This is a genomic window from Pyramidobacter sp. C12-8, assembly GCF_002007215.1.
In the GTDB taxonomy this organism is placed as follows: Bacteria; Synergistota; Synergistia; order Synergistales; family Dethiosulfovibrionaceae; genus Pyramidobacter.
In genome coordinates, this window is the sequence record NZ_MUHX01000011.1 from 66229 (window position 1) to 82465 (window position 16237).

The 16237-nt window shown below is 63.1% G+C and carries 13 protein-coding genes and 1 pseudogene; 10 read left to right on the plus strand and 4 right to left on the minus strand.

The window, feature by feature from the left end; genetic code table 11:
* Positions 1-153 precede the first annotated feature (153 nt).
* From B0D78_RS06030 to B0D78_RS06040, 3 genes are read right to left on the minus strand one after another with little or no spacing between them, the layout of a single operon-like run.
* Positions 154-525 carry a hypothetical protein gene (locus tag B0D78_RS06030; protein WP_078016085.1) on the minus strand — a complete coding sequence of 124 codons (372 nt, stop codon included), beginning with the start codon at positions 523-525 and terminating at the stop codon, positions 154-156.
* 15 nt (positions 526-540) lie between these two features.
* Positions 541-1515 carry an RluA family pseudouridine synthase gene (locus B0D78_RS06035; RefSeq protein ID WP_240496125.1) on the minus strand — a complete coding sequence of 325 codons (975 nt, stop codon included), beginning with the start codon at positions 1513-1515 and terminating at the stop codon, positions 541-543.
* Entirely contained in the window at positions 1491-2537 is a 1047-nt protein-coding gene (locus B0D78_RS06040; protein ID WP_078016086.1) for a 3'-5' exoribonuclease YhaM family protein, read from the minus strand. The genes B0D78_RS06035 and B0D78_RS06040 overlap by 25 nt, the downstream gene beginning before the upstream one ends.
* 175 nt (positions 2538-2712) lie before the next feature.
* On the opposite strand from B0D78_RS06040, the gene B0D78_RS06045 reads away from it, so the two are divergent.
* From B0D78_RS06045 to B0D78_RS06070, 6 genes are all read left to right on the plus strand, one after another.
* Positions 2713-4851 carry a CDC48 family AAA ATPase gene (locus B0D78_RS06045; protein WP_240496126.1) on the plus strand — a complete coding sequence of 713 codons (2139 nt, stop codon included), beginning with the start codon at positions 2713-2715 and terminating at the stop codon, positions 4849-4851.
* A 147-nt stretch (positions 4852-4998) separates the two neighbouring features.
* Positions 4999-6669 carry an ABC transporter substrate-binding protein gene (locus B0D78_RS06050; protein WP_078016088.1) on the plus strand — a complete coding sequence of 557 codons (1671 nt, stop codon included), beginning with the start codon at positions 4999-5001 and terminating at the stop codon, positions 6667-6669.
* Positions 6666-7643: an ABC transporter permease gene (locus tag B0D78_RS06055; protein WP_078016089.1), complete on the plus strand. Its 978-nt coding sequence runs from the start codon at positions 6666-6668 to the stop codon at positions 7641-7643. The genes B0D78_RS06050 and B0D78_RS06055 overlap by 4 nt, the downstream gene beginning before the upstream one ends.
* Positions 7640-8893, plus strand: coding sequence for an ABC transporter permease (locus tag B0D78_RS06060; protein ID WP_078016090.1), 1254 nt, complete (start codon positions 7640-7642; stop codon positions 8891-8893). The genes B0D78_RS06055 and B0D78_RS06060 overlap by 4 nt, the downstream gene beginning before the upstream one ends.
* A complete protein-coding gene (locus tag B0D78_RS06065; RefSeq protein ID WP_078016091.1) occupies positions 8880-9635 on the plus strand; it encodes an ABC transporter ATP-binding protein in 756 nt (251 codons plus the stop codon). Before B0D78_RS06060 ends, B0D78_RS06065 begins: the two co-directional genes overlap by 14 nt.
* 12 nt (positions 9636-9647) lie before the next feature.
* On the plus strand, positions 9648-10448 hold the full coding sequence (locus B0D78_RS06070) for an ABC transporter ATP-binding protein (RefSeq protein WP_078016092.1): 801 nt from the start codon (positions 9648-9650) through the stop codon (positions 10446-10448).
* Positions 10449-10526: 78 nt separating this feature from the next.
* Here B0D78_RS06070 and B0D78_RS12805 read toward each other — a convergent pair whose 3' ends face one another.
* Positions 10527-10694 (minus strand): hypothetical protein, encoded by a 168-nt coding sequence (locus B0D78_RS12805; protein WP_158606262.1) that lies wholly within the window; start codon positions 10692-10694, stop codon positions 10527-10529.
* A 16-nt stretch (positions 10695-10710) separates the two neighbouring features.
* Between B0D78_RS12805 and B0D78_RS06075 the strand changes: the two genes are divergently transcribed.
* The 4 genes and pseudogenes from B0D78_RS06075 to B0D78_RS06090 form a co-directional block, all read left to right on the plus strand.
* Complete coding sequence (locus B0D78_RS06075; protein WP_168170026.1) at positions 10711-12120, plus strand: hypothetical protein; 1410 nt, start codon at positions 10711-10713, stop codon at positions 12118-12120.
* Between the two features lie 83 nt (positions 12121-12203).
* Positions 12204-13013 carry a DUF4428 domain-containing protein gene (locus B0D78_RS06080; protein ID WP_078016094.1) on the plus strand — a complete coding sequence of 270 codons (810 nt, stop codon included), beginning with the start codon at positions 12204-12206 and terminating at the stop codon, positions 13011-13013.
* A gap of 174 nt (positions 13014-13187) precedes the next feature.
* Positions 13188-14234 carry a Fic family protein gene (locus tag B0D78_RS06085; protein WP_078016095.1) on the plus strand — a complete coding sequence of 349 codons (1047 nt, stop codon included), beginning with the start codon at positions 13188-13190 and terminating at the stop codon, positions 14232-14234.
* Positions 14235-14862: 628 nt separating this feature from the next.
* A pseudogene (locus B0D78_RS06090) lies at positions 14863-16237 on the plus strand (hypothetical protein); the annotation flags it as partial.

Below are 16237 nucleotides of genomic sequence, written 5' to 3' on the forward strand. Positions count from 1 at the left end.
GAAGAGCCGTTTCGCGGCAAAAACATGAGGACGGATACTGAGATAAAAATCAGTCATCCGTCCTCATGTTTTCATAGTGTCTCAGCGATGTGCGCTCTTTGCGTCGTGGCGGCGGGTTCTGTTTTCGGGAAAGCCCGGTCAGCGGCGGCACGCCTAAAATTCTTCGTCGTCCCCGCGCCGCGAGGCACAGCCGGCGGCGCAGCGGGCGCAGCCGCCGTCGCAGGCGGGCGTCAGGACCGCCGTCAGGGCGACGGGCAGCACCATGTTGGCGACGCCGCAGAGGTCGACGATCACTTCGTCGTTGATGAAGCTCTCCGCGAGCGGCGCCCACACGGTCAGTTCCCCCTGGGTCAGGGGCGCGTAACCGGCGCGCGCTTCCGCGTCCGGCGCGCCGAAACGGCAGACGGCGGCCGGCACGGGGCCGCTGCGCGTGGTGAGCTGCATCGCGGCGATCGTGAATTCCCTGCCCATGGCGAGCATGCGCTCCATGGCTCGGTCGGTGACGGTCAGTTTCAGTTCGGACATGTTTTCCTCCTGGGTTCAAGGCCGCGCGCCGGCGTCGATGAAGCCGAGCTTTTCCATGACGCGGCGCAGGTCGTCGGGAGCCGGGGCGCGGAACGTTTTGCCTTCGAGATGCGACAGGAACGCGGGCAGGCCGCCGAGCGTCAGGCTGCGGGCGTGCAACATGGGCCGCTTGACGCCGAGCGATCTCAGCTGCCCTTTGGAGCCGAAGTCGCCGTATTTCACGTCGCCGAGCAGCGGATGGCCGACGTGGTTCATGTGCACGCGGATCTGGTGCGTGCGCCCCGTGAGCAGATGCACCTCGGCCAGACTGAAGGCGCCGCTGCTCGTCAGGCGTTTGTATTCGGTGACGGCGCGTTCGCCCTTGGGATCGACGCGCACCAGCTTCTTGTCGGCGTCCTTGAGCAGCGGCACGTCGATGCGGCCGCGCTCGGGCAGTTCGCCGATGACGATGGCCCAGTAGCGCTTGTCGGCGCGGCGGGCCTTGAAGCATTCCATCAGCGTGCGCGTGGTCGGCCCGTCCATGGCCAGCGCCATGACGCCGCTGGTGTTGCGGTCGAGGCGGTGTACCAGCTGGGGCGGGAATTCGGGATCGACGGCGTAGCCCAGCGCGCGCGTGACGACGCTGTCCTCGCCCTTGACGTCGGGCTGGCTCAGCAGCCCGGCGGGCTTGTTCACGACCATCACGCAGCGGTCGCTGTAAACGACGTCGAGCGGCAGCCGGCGCGGCGTGCCGTCGGGCATCTCGGCGCGGCCCACGGTGCCCGGCTCTTCCCACGGCACCCAGACGTGCTGTCCCTCGAGGACGCGGTCGTTCGGCTGGCAGCGTTTGCCTTCGAGGCGTACGGCTCCCTTGCGGAAGTATTTCATCATCGCGCCCAGCGGCACGCCCGGCCACATGCCGCGCAGCACGGCGTCGAGGCGTCGGCCTTCGTCGTGGCGGCTGATCTGGAATTGCCAGCTCATGGTCAGCGGGGCTGCTCGGGGCGCCATTTCCACAGGCGCCGCTGCGTGGAGAAATCGAAGTCGGAGATGGCGCGGTCCGCTTCCATGCCGCCGTCGAGCTGTTCGACGGAACCGTGCCAGCTGTTGAGGTAAAAGTCCAGATTGTCCGCCGCCGCCACGATCATGGCCTCGGGCGTGGCGGGCAGCACCGGCGAGCCGAACTCCTTCTGGCCGTGGTGGCTGAGGATGATGTGCCCGAGCAGCGTGCGCGTCAGCGGCGTGAGCTTGAACTCGTCCGCCAGCCTGACGAAGCGCGCGTAGCCGGTGGCGATGTGGTCGAGCACCGTGCCTTCCAGCGTCGATTCGGGGCCGGGATCGAGCGCGTAGGTGTCGAGCTTGCCGAGATCGTGCAGCAGCGCTCCGGCGACGACAACGTCGAGGTCGGGCTCGTACGCGGTGCCCTGATAGCTCTGGGCGATGGCCCGGGCGGAGCGCGCCACGCCGAGCGTGTGTTCGAGCAGGCCGTGCAGGTAGGCGTGATGGTGCGCCACGGCGGCGGGAAAGGTCCTGAAGGCCTGCCACGTAGCGCTGTCGGGCTGGAAGACGAAGCGCAGGAATTCCCCCGCCTCGCCTCCGCAGCTATCGACGAACTGCCAGAACTCGGCCTCCAGCCGGTCGACGGGGACCCCGGCGGCGCGGATGAACGCGGCCGGACGGTATTCCTCGCGCTCCTGATCGACGAGCCAGATCTGATTGAACTGATACTGAGGCTTGCCCTTGAACTCGGTGATCGAGCCGATCAGCCCCACCGTTTCGCCTTTGAGGTTCCGTACCAGCGGCGAAGCGGCCGGTTCGGCGATTTCCTTTTTGACGCCGTCCTTGAGGTCGAACCACTGGGCGTTGCCCCAGATCTTGGCGTCGAGCGCGCCCGACTTGTCCATGACGGACATGATCCAGTAGGGCTTGTCGTTTTTGTCGCGCTTTTCCTTGAGCTCCGTGACCAGGCCGACGGACTGGAACTTGGAATCGACGGGAAGCGCGCGCACTTCCGCGAGCGTTTTATTGGACATGAAAAAACTCCTTTACGTGATGAAAGTGGCTCAGCTGAAAAAGATCCTGCCGCAGACCACTTATAATATCACCGCCAAAAGTCAAGAGGCAAGGCGCTGAAAGATCGGGAATTTTCCGTGACGATTCTGCCGAAGAAAACGAAGTGTGTTAAACTTTCACTGTGTCACGGAGGTGGTGGCTTTGCTGAAAATCATCAGTGGAAACGAATCGGACCGGGGGCTCGTGCACGCGCGGGTGTCTCCGGCCGATATGAGCCGATATGCGCTGACCGACGGCGGTTTCGTGGAGCTCGAAGGCGAACGCCGCTCGGCGTTCCGCGTGGTCTACGACGCTTCCGTTGCCGAAGGCTGCGTGGGGCTCGATCCCGTCGGCATGGAGAATCTCGGCCGCGGCGAAGGGGGCGAGGTGCGCCTTTATCGCTGCGAGCTGGGGTATGCCGAGCGCGTCGTGCTGATCCCCACGACCGTTGCCGCCGCCGACGAACTGGACCGCGGCTATCTCCGCGCGCGCCTGCGCGACCTGCCGGCGAGCGTCGGCGACGAGGTGCGGATCCTGTCGCCGTACGGAAACGAACTGCGTCTGCGCGTGGCCGAGACGATGCCCGGCGGCGCCGTGATGGTGACCGCCTCCACCGACGTCGTCCTCGAACGGGCCCAGATCGGCGCCCTGAAACCGAAGAAGATCACCTATGCCGACATCGGCGGGCTGGACGCGCAGCTGCGCCGTATCCGCGAGATGATCGAACTGCCGCTGAAGTTCCCGGAAGCTTTTGTGCGCCTCGGCGTGGAGCCGCCGAAGGGCGTGCTCCTTTACGGCCCGCCCGGCACCGGCAAGACGGTGATCGCCCGCGCCGTGGCCAACGAAAGCGACGCCTGGTTCACGAGCATCTCCGGCCCGGAGATCATCGGCAAGTATTACGGCGAGAGCGAGGAGCGCCTGCGCGCCGTTTTCGAGGAAGCCCAGCAGAACGCGCCGGCCATCATCTTCATCGACGAAGTGGACGCCATCGCCCCCAAACGGGAGGAGATGGGCGGCGAGAAACAGGTGGAGCGGCGCGTCGTGGCCCAGCTGCTGACGCTGATGGACGGGCTTTCGTCGCGCGGCCAGGTCGTGGTCATCGCCGCCACGAACATCCCCAACACGCTCGATCCGGCTCTGCGCCGTCCCGGGCGTTTCGACCGCGAGATCGCCGTGCCCATCCCCGACCGCAACGGCCGCCTGGAGATCCTGAAGATCCACACGCGCGGCATGCCTCTGGCGGAAAGCGTGGATCTGGAACGTCTGGCCGACATCACGCACGGTTTCGTCGGCGCCGACCTGCAGGCCCTCGCCAAGGAATCGGCCATGATGGCGCTGCGCCGCCTGCTGCCGTCGCTCGACGACGCGGCGAAACTGAAGGACGAAAGCTTCCTTTCCATGGAGATCACCATGGGCGACTTTCTCACGGCGCTGCGCGAGATCGAGGCGTCGGCCATCCGCGAAGTTTTCGTGGAGATCCCGAACACGACCTGGGACGACGTGGGCGGTCTGAAAGACGCGAAGGAAAAACTCGTCGAGGCCGTGCAGTGGCCGCTCAAACAGGGCGATCTGTTCCGCCGCTGGGGCGTGACGCCGCCGCGGGGCATCATGATCCACGGCCCTTCCGGCACGGGCAAGACGCTGCTGGTCAAGGCTCTGGCTCACGAGAGCGGCGTGAACTTCATCACCGTCAAGGGCCCGTCGCTGATGTCGCGCTACGTGGGCGAAAGCGAGCGGGCCCTGCGCGACGTGTTCCGCACGGCCCGGCAGGCGGCGCCGTCGATCCTCTATTTCGACGAGATCGACTCGCTGACGCCGCGCCGCGGCAACGACGGCAGCTCGCAGGCGCAGACCGCCGACCGCGTGATCAGCCAGTTCCTGGCCGAGATGAGCGGCATCGAGGACATGGGAGGCGTGGTGGTGGTAGCGACGACGAACCGCATCGACCGCATCGATCCGGCCCTGTTCAGCGCCGGCCGTTTCGAACTGGCGCTGGAACTGCCCATGCCCGACGAAGCGGCGCGCGAGGAGATCCTGCGCATCCATCTGCGCAAGATCCCCCTTGCGGGGCTGTCGTTCCATGATCTGGCCGTACGGAGCGAAGGCATGAACGGCGCCGAGATCGCGGCTCTGTGCCACGCCGCCTCCATGGAAGCGCTGCGCGAGCAGATCCGCAACGGGACCGACGTTTCGCCCTGCCTGGAGCGGCGTCATTTCGAGGCGGCTTTTCGGGCGGAAAAGCTGCGCCGTCAGGCGCTGGAGCGGGAAAACGGCGATAAAGCGGATGGTTCGTGAGCTTTTGGCCGCGCTGGCGCTTCCGCTCCTTCGCCGAGAGAGCGGCGAAGCGCCGCTGAGTTTCAAGAAGATCGAACGGGTCTGTTTGCGAAAACAGGCCCTTTTTTTCAAAGACGATGCGAGTCGCATCGGATCCCCCTCGAGGTGATGGGAATGAAAAAAGTCGCGGCGCTGACGGCGCTGCTTCTGTGCTGCGCCTGGCCGTCATTGGGCGCGCCGGTCTTCGATCCGGAAAAAGTGACCGGACCGCGAATCGAAAGGCTGTGCCTGGTCATCGTCGCCAACGCCGATGCGCAGGTGCTGGCGGCGGAAAACGGCGAGCTCGACATCCTCGGCGACATCGCCCGCCCCGCGGACATCGATCGCCTGAGCGCCGACCCGAATCTGGAAATGTCGCTGGCGCGAGGTTTCCATGCGTTCTTCCTGCTCATGAACAACACCCGCGCCCCTTGGAACGATCGGATCGTCCGCCAGGCGGCGGCTCAGTCCATCGACCGCAACGGCATGGTGCGCAGCATCTATTCCGGCTACTGCGAGCCCATCAACAGCTGGCTGCCGCCCGTTTCGCCCTGGGCGAGCCCGGACGGCACGCGCAATATTTTCGACCGCGCCGCCGCCCGCGAGAAACTGCTTTCCTGCGGCTACCGCTTCAACTTTGCGGGAAAACTGACGGCTCCCGACGGCCGCCCGCTGCCTAAAATCACGCTGCTGGCGCCGCTGGCCCGCGCGGCGCCGACCACGGCGGAAATGGCGGAGCGCCTCGCCGACTCGCTGAACGCCGCCGGCTTCGACGTGGAAGTGGAGCCGCTGGACTTTTCCGCCATGGTCGCGCGCCTGGACCGCAAGGACTATTCGCTGGCGGTGCTGGCCTGGTCCATGGGGCGCAATCCCGATTCGCTTTACAGCTTTTACCACAGCTCCATGGACGTTGCCGGCGGTTACAATCTGACCGGCACTCACGACGCGGCGCTCGACGCGGCGCTGACGAGACTGCGCTTCGCGCCCGACAAGGCATCGGCGGAACGGGCGTCGGCGGAAGCGCAGCGCCTGCTCGGCGAACTGGTGCCGTCGGTGCCCGTTTACAGCCGCTTCTCCGTGGCGGCCGTCTCGAAAAAGTGGCGCAACGTGCTGTCGACGGACCGGATCACCGCCGACAACCTGTGGACGCTGATGATGGCCGAACCGCGCGACGGGACGACGCGCACCATGACCATGGCGCTGGCCGAGGAACCGCGCAGCCTGAATCCATTTACCGCCAGCAGCGCCTATTCGTGGCAGGTGCTCGGCATGGTCTACGAGGGCCTGATCGCTGTCAACCCTTTCACGCTCGAGGACATGCCCGGTCTGGCGGAAGAATGGCGCGTCGAGACGGCGGGCGAAGGCGCCGGCGCTCATACCGTGCTGCGCTTCCGGCTGAAGGAGAATCTGCGCTGGAATGACGGAACGCCGCTGACGGCCGGCGACTTGAAGGCGACGATCGATTTCGTCCATAAAAACGAAATTCCCCGCTTCTTCGACGCCGTCAAGGACGTGGCGGAAACGGAGGCGCCGAACGCCCGCGAGCTGACGGTGACCATGAAAGGCGTGAGCTACTGGTATCTCGACAACGTCGCCGGTCTGCCCTGGATGCCGGCGCGGATCGTGGAAAACATCAGGGACTGGCAGAACTGGGACCCCCTCGACCGCGAAGAAAAATTCGGCCCGCGCGGCCTCGTCGGCGCCGGCCCCTTCATGCTCGAGGAATACCGCCCCGGCGAGTACGTGATGATGAAACGGAATCCCTGCTATCTGCGCTTGCCGGAGGAGGAAAGGCGATGAGAAAAAACTGGCTGCTGCGCCGCGTGCTGGCCTCGCTGGCCGTGCTGGCGGCTGTGCTGGCGCTGAACTTCGTCCTTTTCCGGGTGATGCCCGGCGACGCCGTGAGCACCATCGTCGACCCGAACTTTTCGCCGCAGGCCAAGGAACGCCTGCGCGAACTCTACGGGTTGGAACGCCCCTTGCCGGAACAGTTCGTCCTGTATCTGAAGCGGATGCTGACGTTCCGTTTCGGCCTGTCGTTCCTGAGCCGGAAGCCCGTCTGGGACGAACTGCTTTCGCGCTTGCCCGGCACGCTGATCTTGATGTCGCTGGCCATGCTCTGCTCGGCGGCGCTGGGCATTTGGCTCGGCGTGAAAGCGGCGGTGAAACGCGGCTCATGGCTGGAGCGGACGGTCCTGCGCGTCGGCGCGGCGATGTCGTCGTTCCCGGGATTTTTTGTGCAGCTGGTGCTGCTCATGCTGCTGGCGCACGACTTCCCGATCTTTCCGCTGCGTGGCAGCCTGTCGGTCCCCGCCCCTTCGGGCGCCTGGACGCTGTTGGCCGACCGCGCCTGGCATCTGGCGCTGCCGGTGCTGTCGCTGACGCTGATGGGTTTCGGCGGCTGGGCGCTGTACGTGCGCAATCTGATGGTCCGCGCGCTTGGCGAAGATTACGTGCTGATGGCCCGCGCCCGCGGCCTGACGAGACGCCGCGTGATTTACGGGCATGCCTTCCGCACGATCCTGCCGCCGCTCGTGACGATCCTGCTGATGTCGGTGCCGGGGCTCGTTTCCGGCGCGGTGATCACCGAGACGGTCTTCTCGCTGCGCGGCGTGGGTTCGTTTTTGCTCGAGGCGCTTTCGGGCCATGATTATCCGGCGGCGGGGGCTTCCTTTTATTTGCTGGCGCTGATCACGGTCGTCTGCAACCTGCTGGCCGACGTCGCCTATGGGCTGGTCGACCCGCGCGTGCGCCTCGAGGGGGTGAACCGATGAGCGGTTTTTTCGGGCGCGCTTCCTTTTGGTCCCTTGTCTTCATCGCCGCGGCGGGAATCGTCGGTCCGCGGCTGCTGGACAGCCCCGCCGACGTCGTGGGGGCGCCGTTTGCCCGGCCGCTCTGGTGGCGCGGCGATCTTTCGACGTCGAAAACGGCGGAGATCTCGGCTGCCGGCGGACGCGCGACGCTGGCAACCGACGGCTTTGCGAAAGACGACGTCGGCCTGCGCCCCGGCGCGTCGGGGCTGGCTTTCGACTGGAAGACGCAGCCGGCGGCGGTTTTCGCGCTGGAAGGCGAGATCACGGCGAATCCCGCCCGGACGGTGACCGTGACGTGGCGCGCCCCGGAAAAGGATTTTGAGCTGGTGCGCCGTGACGGACAGGAAAAGTATTGGCTCAATCTGGACGCGCGGGACATGATCTTCAAGCGGCGCCTTGGCCTGCCGCTGATCGGCCGCGGCACGGAACGGCTTTTCCCGCGGCGGGGGCGTTACGAACTCGTGGTCGGCGGCGCGGAGAGTTTTCGCCTCAAACTGATCCTGTTCGGTCAGAAACAGGGATTGCTGGGCACCGACCAACGCGGGCGCGACGTCCTTGCCCTGCTGCTGAACGGCATCGGCACGTCGCTGACCGTCGGCGTCAGCGCGACGCTGGCGGCGACGCTGCTGGGGCTCGGCTTCGGGCTGACGGCCGGTTACGTGGGCGGCTGGATCGACGCTCTGATCATGCGCGTCGTGGACATCCTGCTGGCGATCCCCGCGCTGCCGATTCTGATGACGCTGGCCGGTTTGTGGGGCAAAGGATTATGGCAGCTTGTGCTGATCCTGTCGATCTTCTCGTGGATGGGAACGGCCCGTTCGGTGCGCGCGCTGACGCTGACCGTCCGCGAAAGCCCGTGGGTGGAGGGATTGAAGGCGCTCGGTGCGAAAAAAAGTTATATCCTCCGGCGTCATCTGCTCCCCGAGACGGCGCCGATCGTGCTGGCCAATCTGGCTCTGGGGGTGCCGGGCGCGATTCTGGCGGAAGCGGGGCTGGCCTTTTTGGGATTGTCGGACCCGCGCCTGGTGTCGTGGGGGAGAATGCTGCACGAAGCGCACTCTTTCGGCGCGTTTACCGAGGGCGCGTGGTGGCTGATCGTGCCGCCCGGCCTCGGCATCGTGTCGCTGTGTCTGATCTTCGTGGACATGGGGCGTTTCCTTGAAGAGCGCATCGACCCGCGGCTGGGAGGAGAAGATCATGCTCACCGTTGAAGGGCTCCGCGTCCGTTACGACGGTCAGTCTCATGAGGCGGTTTCGGGGGTGTCGTTCGACGTGCCGCGGGGAGCTTTCGTCGGCCTTGTCGGAGAGTCGGGCAGCGGCAAGACCAGTATCGTCATGACGGCGCTGGGGCTTTTGCCTGCGGGCAGCGTCGCGGCCGGTTCCGTCTTCTTCGCCGGGCGGAACCTGCTGGCGCTCGACGAGGAATCGCTGCGCCGCCTGCGCTGGAAAAAGATCGCGCTGGTGCCGCAGGGCGCGCAGAATTCCTTTACGCCCGTCAAAACGATCGAGGCCCACATCGAGGAAGTCCTGCGCGTTCATCTGCGCCTGCGCGGCGAGGCGGCCAAGGCGCGCGCCGCCGCGCTGCTGGCGGAAGCCGAACTGGACGCCGCCGTCGCCCGCCGTTATCCTCACGAACTGTCCGGCGGCCAGAAACAGCGCGCCGCCATCGCCCTGGCGCTGGCTTGCGAACCGTCGCTGCTGCTGGCCGACGAACCGACCACGGCGCTTGACGTGATCACCCAGGCCGGCATTCTCGGATTGCTGCGCCGGCTGCAGCGGGAAAAGCGGCTGACCGTGCTGCTTGTGACCCACGACCTGCCCATGGCCGCGTCCGTCTGTTCGCAGCTTTTCGTGATGAAAGACGGCCGGCTGGTCGAGCGCGGCGCGCCGGAGGATCTGTTGACGGCGCCCCGTCATCCCTACACGCGCCGGCTCGTGCGCGCGATACTTTGAGGCGAAGGGGAGATGGCTGTGGAAGCGACGATTCGGGTGCACAATCTTTTCGTGAGCTTTCGTTCCAAGAACGGCGGCGAACATCGGGCGGTCGCGGGGCTTTCCTTCGCCGTGGAAAAAGGCGGGACGCTGGCCGTCGTCGGCGAATCGGGCAGCGGCAAAACCACGCTGCTGCGCGCGCTGATCGGCCTCGTGCCGCCGGAGGCGGGGTCGGTGGCGCTTTTCGGGCACGATCTGCAGGAGCTCGCTGCGGCGGATCTTTCGAAGATACGCCAGCGCTGCGGTTACGTGCCGCAGGATCCGTACGGAGCGCTGCCGCCGTCGCTGACCGCGCTGGGCGCTGTGATGGAACCGGCGCTCATCGCCCGGCGCGGACGTACGAAAGAAGACGTTCGCGCCAGAGCCAAAGCGATTCTGGCCGAGCTGGGGCTGACGGGCGAGCGCGTCCTCGATTCCCGCGCCGTCGGGCTTTCGGGCGGCCAGCGCCAGCGCGTCGAACTGGCCCGGGCGCTGATGCTCGGGCCGGAATTGCTGCTCTGCGACGAACCGACCTCCATGCAGGACGTGTCGACGCGCGGCGACATCATCGCGGTGTTGCGCCGACACGTGGAGCGCGGCATGAGCCTGATCTTCGTCACTCACGACCTGAAACTGGCGGCCCGCGCCGCCGAACGCATCCTCGTCATGCAGCGCGGGCGCCTTTGCGAGGAGGGGCCCGCCGCCGAAGTGCTGTCCCGTCCTCGGGCTCCTTACACAAAGGCTCTGATCGCGGCGATCCCCGTGCTGCCGGCGAAACCGCTCCCCGGGGCGTGACTGAAGAGAAAGCGTCTCTATCGGGATGGCGGGAATGATGTTATCTTGACATAATTTTGTTACGTTTTTATAATGAATTTACGGTTTCACCCGAACGGGTGATGCTTTTTTCCACGCGTCGGATATGCTGGTATCGGTTTCAAAAACGTGCGCGGGCATCCGGCGGGGGCCGGAAAAGGAAGACGTTTTTGCCGCCGCGCGGCGGCGGAAGCGCGTTTGCGAAAGGAGCATGACGATGAAGGACATTTCTGCGCGAAAAGTTATGAGCGTTCTGACGGCGGCGGGATTGGCCGCCTGTCTGTGCGGCGGCGCGGCCCGGGCCGAAGTCAAAAAGATCGAGGCGACCTATTTCACGCTGGATTACGAGACGGACGCGGGCTGGACCTTCGACGAGAAAAAAGACCTCAAAGACAGCCAGAAGGCTTCGACGCTGCGGATTCGCATTCCCAGCGCGGCCGATCCCAAGAGGAGCGACGCGCTGGTGGACGTCAAGGCGAATATCGAAAATCAGTCGAACTTCCGCCGCTATCTCGAGCAGTTTGGCTTCGACCCGTACGAATACGCGGAAAAGCGTTCCTACACGCTCGTCCCGCTGGGCGGCGTGGACTGCCTCGTCAAAGAAGATTCGTCCAGGATCAACTATCTCGCCCGCGTCGAGGGCGCCGGCGAAACCATCCAGATTTCGGCCGATTCCAAGGAAAAGCTGGAAGACGTCAGAACGCTGCTGAAGGGACTTCAGTTCAAAGTGACCGACGCCGGCAAAAAGGACGGCCCCTGGTACTGGAACGGCACGCCCTACGCCAGCGCCGAACACTCCGCGGAAGTCGGCTCCGTGACGCTGAACAGCAAGCACGTGCCCATCGACCCCATCATCATCCGCTCCGTGATCGGCGGCAACCGCATCTGGTCCGACGGGACCAGGGCGTATATCCTCAGCAACGCCTGCAAACTCGCCGAGTACGCCCTCGACGGCGGCAAACTGGTCAAGAAGGCCGACATCGAGCTTGGCGACAAAGCTAACTACCAGACCATGACCGTCACCGACGACGGCGCGGTCTGGCTGGGCGGGGTCGGCCGCGGCGCCTGCCACATCAAGGACGGCGCCGTCGAGAAAATCAAAGGCCCGCGCGAACTGGTCATGCACCCCTCGGGGACCTGGGGACTCGAGCGCTCCTGCCGCAAGGGCGCGGAGATGAAGAAGTACGAGATCGCCGCGGACGGGACCGTCGCGACCGTCGACTTCCCCCTGGCCGAGATCGACTCTATGGTCAACGCCTATCTGCGCATCGACGCCAACCACATCTACGTCAGCGGCCGCGAAGCCGGTTCCAAGACCACGGCGCTTTTCGTCTACGACCACGGCGGCAAACTGGAAAAGATCCTCAGGGAGCCGGCCCAAAACTCCATGGGCGGCGTCTTCTTCGCGGGCGAAACCGCCAACGGCTTCGTCGCCCTGCCGCTGCAGAGCACTGTGATACTGTGGGACAAGGAAGGCAATCCGATCGGCCGTCTTAACGACGTCAAAAAACTCTACGACAGCCCCACCACCGGCGTGGCCGCCAACGAGGACGGCGTCCTGCTGCCCGGCGGCGGCCTGCTGACGCTGACCCGCCGCGAGCGCGCCGACAAGTCCACCTACGAACTCGTCGTGTTCCGCGTCGACGGATTCTAGGGCTCGTTTATCGTTGAAGAAACGGCCTCCGGCTCCTTGTCGGGAGCGTCGGCAGGCCGTTTTTCGAAAAAGGAGGGAAAATCATGGCCCTGTTCAGCAAGGAACCCTGCGCGTTCTGCGGCAAAGAAGTCGGCATGATGAGCCGCAGCAAGATGAGCAGCAAGGATTACGTCTGCGACGACTGCCGCAAGAAAGGCAACCCCTTCGCGCGCGTCGACCATCTGACCAAGGATCAGGTCGCCGAGATGTTCGCGCGCGCGGAGCGCGACGAGAAGCTCCTCGACGGCATGGAGCTGAGCGACGAATATCTGGACGTCGGCATGGGGAAGGTTATCCATTTCCGCAGCCAGAAGGGCGGCGGCGACATCTTCACGATTTCCACGCCGGAGACCCGACGCTACGAGCATCGTCCCGTGTTCTACTTCAGCAGCATCCGCAAGTGGAACCCCAGCGAGGCCTTCGTCGAGCGCAGCGTCGGCGCCGCGCCGCGCGAAGCCGTGCGCGACTACAGCACTCTGATCACGCTCAAGGAGAAACTGTCCACCGACAAGAAAAACGACGGCTGGGAGCTCCGTATCCCTTACTTCGACGCCGCCGTTCCCGAGATCCTCATCAAAATTCCCAAAGAAGCCGACGCCGACAAAGTGCAGAGGTTTTACAGGAACATCTGCGGCAAATGCGACTATCGAGTGTCGCGCGGCATTCAAACCGCCCGCGACAAAGAGGATCTGCAGGTGAAGAACGCCTGCAAGACCGCCAACGAAGCGCTGAAAGCGGCGCTCAAGGGCGGCGACGTCAAGGAAGCTCTCGCCGAAGGCCTCCAAAAGTCGATCGACATCGACCAGGGCAAGGTCAGGAAAAAGGGATTCTTCGCCCGGCTCTTCGGGCGGTGAGACCGCGGCTGATACGGTTTTTTCTGCAGGGATCCCGATCGCACATTGCAACGGCATTTGCATAGATGAAAAGAATCTGCATATAATCCAAGGATTATATGCAGATTCTTTTTGCGGGAACTCGTTTATCTGCATATAATATGGTAAGATGATATGCAGATAGGAGAAGATACAATGAGACGATTCGATTATTCTTTCCTTAATAATGGACTGTTGCCCGCAAAGTTTGTGAACCTTACGGCAAGCATTACGAGCCTGAAAACGATGGCCGGGGTTCGGAAAGAGGAATACGTCCGTGTTTTCACGGAATTGGAAGCCATCGCGAAGGTACAATCGGTAAAGAGTTCCAATGCGATCGAGGGGATTGTTACCAGCGATGAACGTATCGCGGCGATCGTGAATCAGAACAGTGCACCGCTGAATCACACCGAAGCGGAGATCGCCGGGTACAGAGACGCCCTGAATGAAATACATCTGGGCTGCGAGCACATCAACTTCCGCCGGAGTGACATCTTGAGGCTGCATGAAATGCTTTTGTCGGCTGCCGGGCATGAATACGGCGGACGCTACAAGACGGATGACAACGTAATCATGGAAGTCGATGCGTTCGGGAACCGAAAAGTACGGTTTTCTCCTACTCCGGCCGCTGAAACGGAAGCCGCGATGGAACAGCTGGAACTTGCCTATCTGGACGCCTGCGGCGACGCCAACGTCAATCAGCTCTTGTTGATCCCGTGCGTGATTCTGGATTTTCTGTGTATCCATCCCTTCCGAGACGGCAACGGAAGAATGTCGCGACTCTTATCGCTCCTGCTGCTGTACAAAAGCGGTCATGACGTGGGGAAATATGTCTCTTTCGAGGAGCAGATCAACAATCGCAAGGCGTATTACTATGAGGCGCTGCGGCGATCTTCTGATGGCTGGCGCACAAATGAAAACACCTATTTCCCGTTTATCGAGAACTTCCTGTCCACTTTGTATATGTGCTATAAAGAGCTGGATAAGCGTTTCGCCGTAGTCCACGGGAGAAAAATCACCAAAAAGGCACGCATTGAATCGACCGTATTGAACAGCCTGACGCCGCTCTCCAAAGCCGAGATATGCAAGATCCTCCCGGACGTCAGCCCAACGACGGTGGAGGCCGTGTTGGGAGCCATGGTAAAAGCCGGTGCCATTAAACGCATTGGTGCTGGCAGGGCGTCGAGATATGCAAAGGCGTAAAAAGCGGACAAAAAGCTCAAGGTGGAGGCCGGGATTCTCAAGCAGGCATCCTGTGCCGCCCTGATAGACGGCGCTCAAGGGCGGCGGCGTCAAGGAAGCGCTCGCCGGGGGCCTTTAGAAGTCAATCGACATCGACCAGGACAAGGTCAAGAAAAAGGGATTCTTCGCCCGGCTCTTCGGGCGCTGAGGGCTCGATCGCCGAAATGAACGCAGGCCCCCCGCGGGACGTAAAGGCGCAAGGAAACTTCGAAACGGAATATACGAAAAAAGAGGACGCCTCGATCGATCTTGAACTGCCCCCCAAAAGTCTAACTTTTGGGGGGCAGTTCATTTCGAGACGTCCTCTTTTTTTGCGCAAATCTATTTTTGATGACGACCGCTGAAAACGACCTGCGGATATTGCGGATTTTTTTCCGGAGCGAACCGTTCGGAACGCCGCGAATCGTTGCGAACGCCGCGGTTTTTATTTACGAACGGCGAAAATGCAAACGCAAACAATGAGTTATCTTTACACGGGGGGGGGTATGATATGCTCTTCACTGTTTGCCCATATACAATTTGAATGCGTTTGTTTTATCAATCGAATTTGTTTTTTGTAGTAAAAACAAAAAAGGAGGAGATGTGGTACATGGGTTCGATTTACGAAGAGGTGGAAAACAAGGCTCGAAAATGCCATGCAGAAGCGCCCGGGATCGTCGGCGTAAGACGCGCCGCGGTCCTGGTATGCGCTCTGGCGTTGGCCGTCGGGAGCTTTGAACCGTCGCGGGCGTCGGTGATCGACGAGAGCTATGTGGAGATTGCGAGAGGGGCCGAGGCGAATCATACGAAGGCGATCGCCGTCGGCAATAAGGCCAAAGCAAAGGGAGAGGAAAGTATCGCGATAGGCTACGAGGCGGAAGCCAACAATCCGCAGCAATCTAATTATGCGGTTCCGGCAATCGCCATCGGCTCCCGGGCGCGGGCGCTGAAAAGCAATGCCATCGCTTTCGGCACGCTGAGCACCGCGCACGGCAACCGCAGTATCGCCATCGGTTCCGGCGCGGTGGCCGACGACTTTACGACGTCGTTGGGCTGGATGGCCGGCTCGACGAGCAAGGTCAAAGGAGAGCATGGCGTTATTCCCGTAGGGAAGTTCAAATCGAGCAAAGAAAGCGTTTTTATCGGAAAGAACGCAGGCCGCGACATCGAAGGCAAGGATAACGTCGTTATCGGCAATTATGGGGCCGAAGGCGTTCCCGAAGATGGCTCTTATGTACAAGGCAACACGCCGGGCGACAACGCAGGACATTTCGTAGGCATCACGGCGATCGGCCGGAGCGCTCTGGTCAAAGGCGACAACGGCGTGGCTCTGGGCAAGGAAGCCAAGGCCATGGGGACCTCTGGCGTGGCCGTAGGTCATCTTGCCAATGCAAAAAAGAATTTTGACATAGCCTTAGGTTACAAGGCTGAAGCCGAAGGGGTTCCCCCTTCTTCCAGTAGCACCGGCGGTTCGGCAATGGCTTTGGGCACGAGCGCCCACGCCGCGGGTATGAACGCGGTCAGCATTGGCAACGGAGCGTCTGCGACGAATACTTCCACCATCGCACTGGGGGGCAAGGCCGAAGGACACAGTTCCACAGCGCTTGGTTATGTCACGCAGGCGTCCGGCTCCAGCGCTACGGCGGTAGGCTATTATGCCCAGGCGACCGGGAACCAGAGCACGGCCCTCGGCACGATAGCCAAGGCCGAAACGGTCGGGGCCGTGGCCATCGGTAACGAGGCCAAAGCCGCAGCTTCCGAAGGCGACGTCGCTTTGGGTGCCGGCTCGGAAACAGCGGCAGCCGTGGGAACGGCTTCCTACATGGTTAACGGGCAGACGAAGAATTTTGCGGGAACAGATCCAGCCTCTACCGTCAGCGTGGGCAAAGCCGGCACGGAGCGCACGATCACCAACGTGGCGGCCGGACGCATCAGCGGCAACTCTACGGACGCCGTCAACGGCAGCCAGCTGTTCGGCGTCATCG

Bases quoted from the DNA above. Each gene is read 5' to 3' on its own strand.
- B0D78_RS06030 (WP_078016085.1), bottom strand. From the start codon at position 525: ATGTCCGAACTGAAACTGACCGTCACCGACCGAGCCATGGAGCGCATG.
- B0D78_RS06035 (WP_240496125.1), bottom strand. From the start codon at position 1,515: ATGGCGCCCCGAGCAGCCCCGCTGACCATGAGCTGGCAATTCCAGATC.
- B0D78_RS06040 (WP_078016086.1), bottom strand. From the start codon at position 2,537: ATGTCCAATAAAACGCTCGCGGAAGTGCGCGCGCTTCCCGTCGATTCC.
- B0D78_RS06050 (WP_078016088.1), top strand. From the start codon at position 4,999: ATGGGAATGAAAAAAGTCGCGGCGCTGACGGCGCTGCTTCTGTGCTGC.
- B0D78_RS06055 (WP_078016089.1), top strand. From the start codon at position 6,666: ATGAGAAAAAACTGGCTGCTGCGCCGCGTGCTGGCCTCGCTGGCCGTG.
- B0D78_RS06060 (WP_078016090.1), top strand. From the start codon at position 7,640: ATGAGCGGTTTTTTCGGGCGCGCTTCCTTTTGGTCCCTTGTCTTCATC.
- B0D78_RS06065 (WP_078016091.1), top strand. From the start codon at position 8,880: ATGCTCACCGTTGAAGGGCTCCGCGTCCGTTACGACGGTCAGTCTCAT.
- B0D78_RS06070 (WP_078016092.1), top strand. From the start codon at position 9,648: ATGGCTGTGGAAGCGACGATTCGGGTGCACAATCTTTTCGTGAGCTTT.
- B0D78_RS12805 (WP_158606262.1), bottom strand. From the start codon at position 10,694: ATGTCCTTCATCGTCATGCTCCTTTCGCAAACGCGCTTCCGCCGCCGC.
- B0D78_RS06075 (WP_168170026.1), top strand. From the start codon at position 10,711: ATGAGCGTTCTGACGGCGGCGGGATTGGCCGCCTGTCTGTGCGGCGGC.
- B0D78_RS06080 (WP_078016094.1), top strand. From the start codon at position 12,204: ATGGCCCTGTTCAGCAAGGAACCCTGCGCGTTCTGCGGCAAAGAAGTC.
- B0D78_RS06085 (WP_078016095.1), top strand. From the start codon at position 13,188: ATGAGACGATTCGATTATTCTTTCCTTAATAATGGACTGTTGCCCGCA.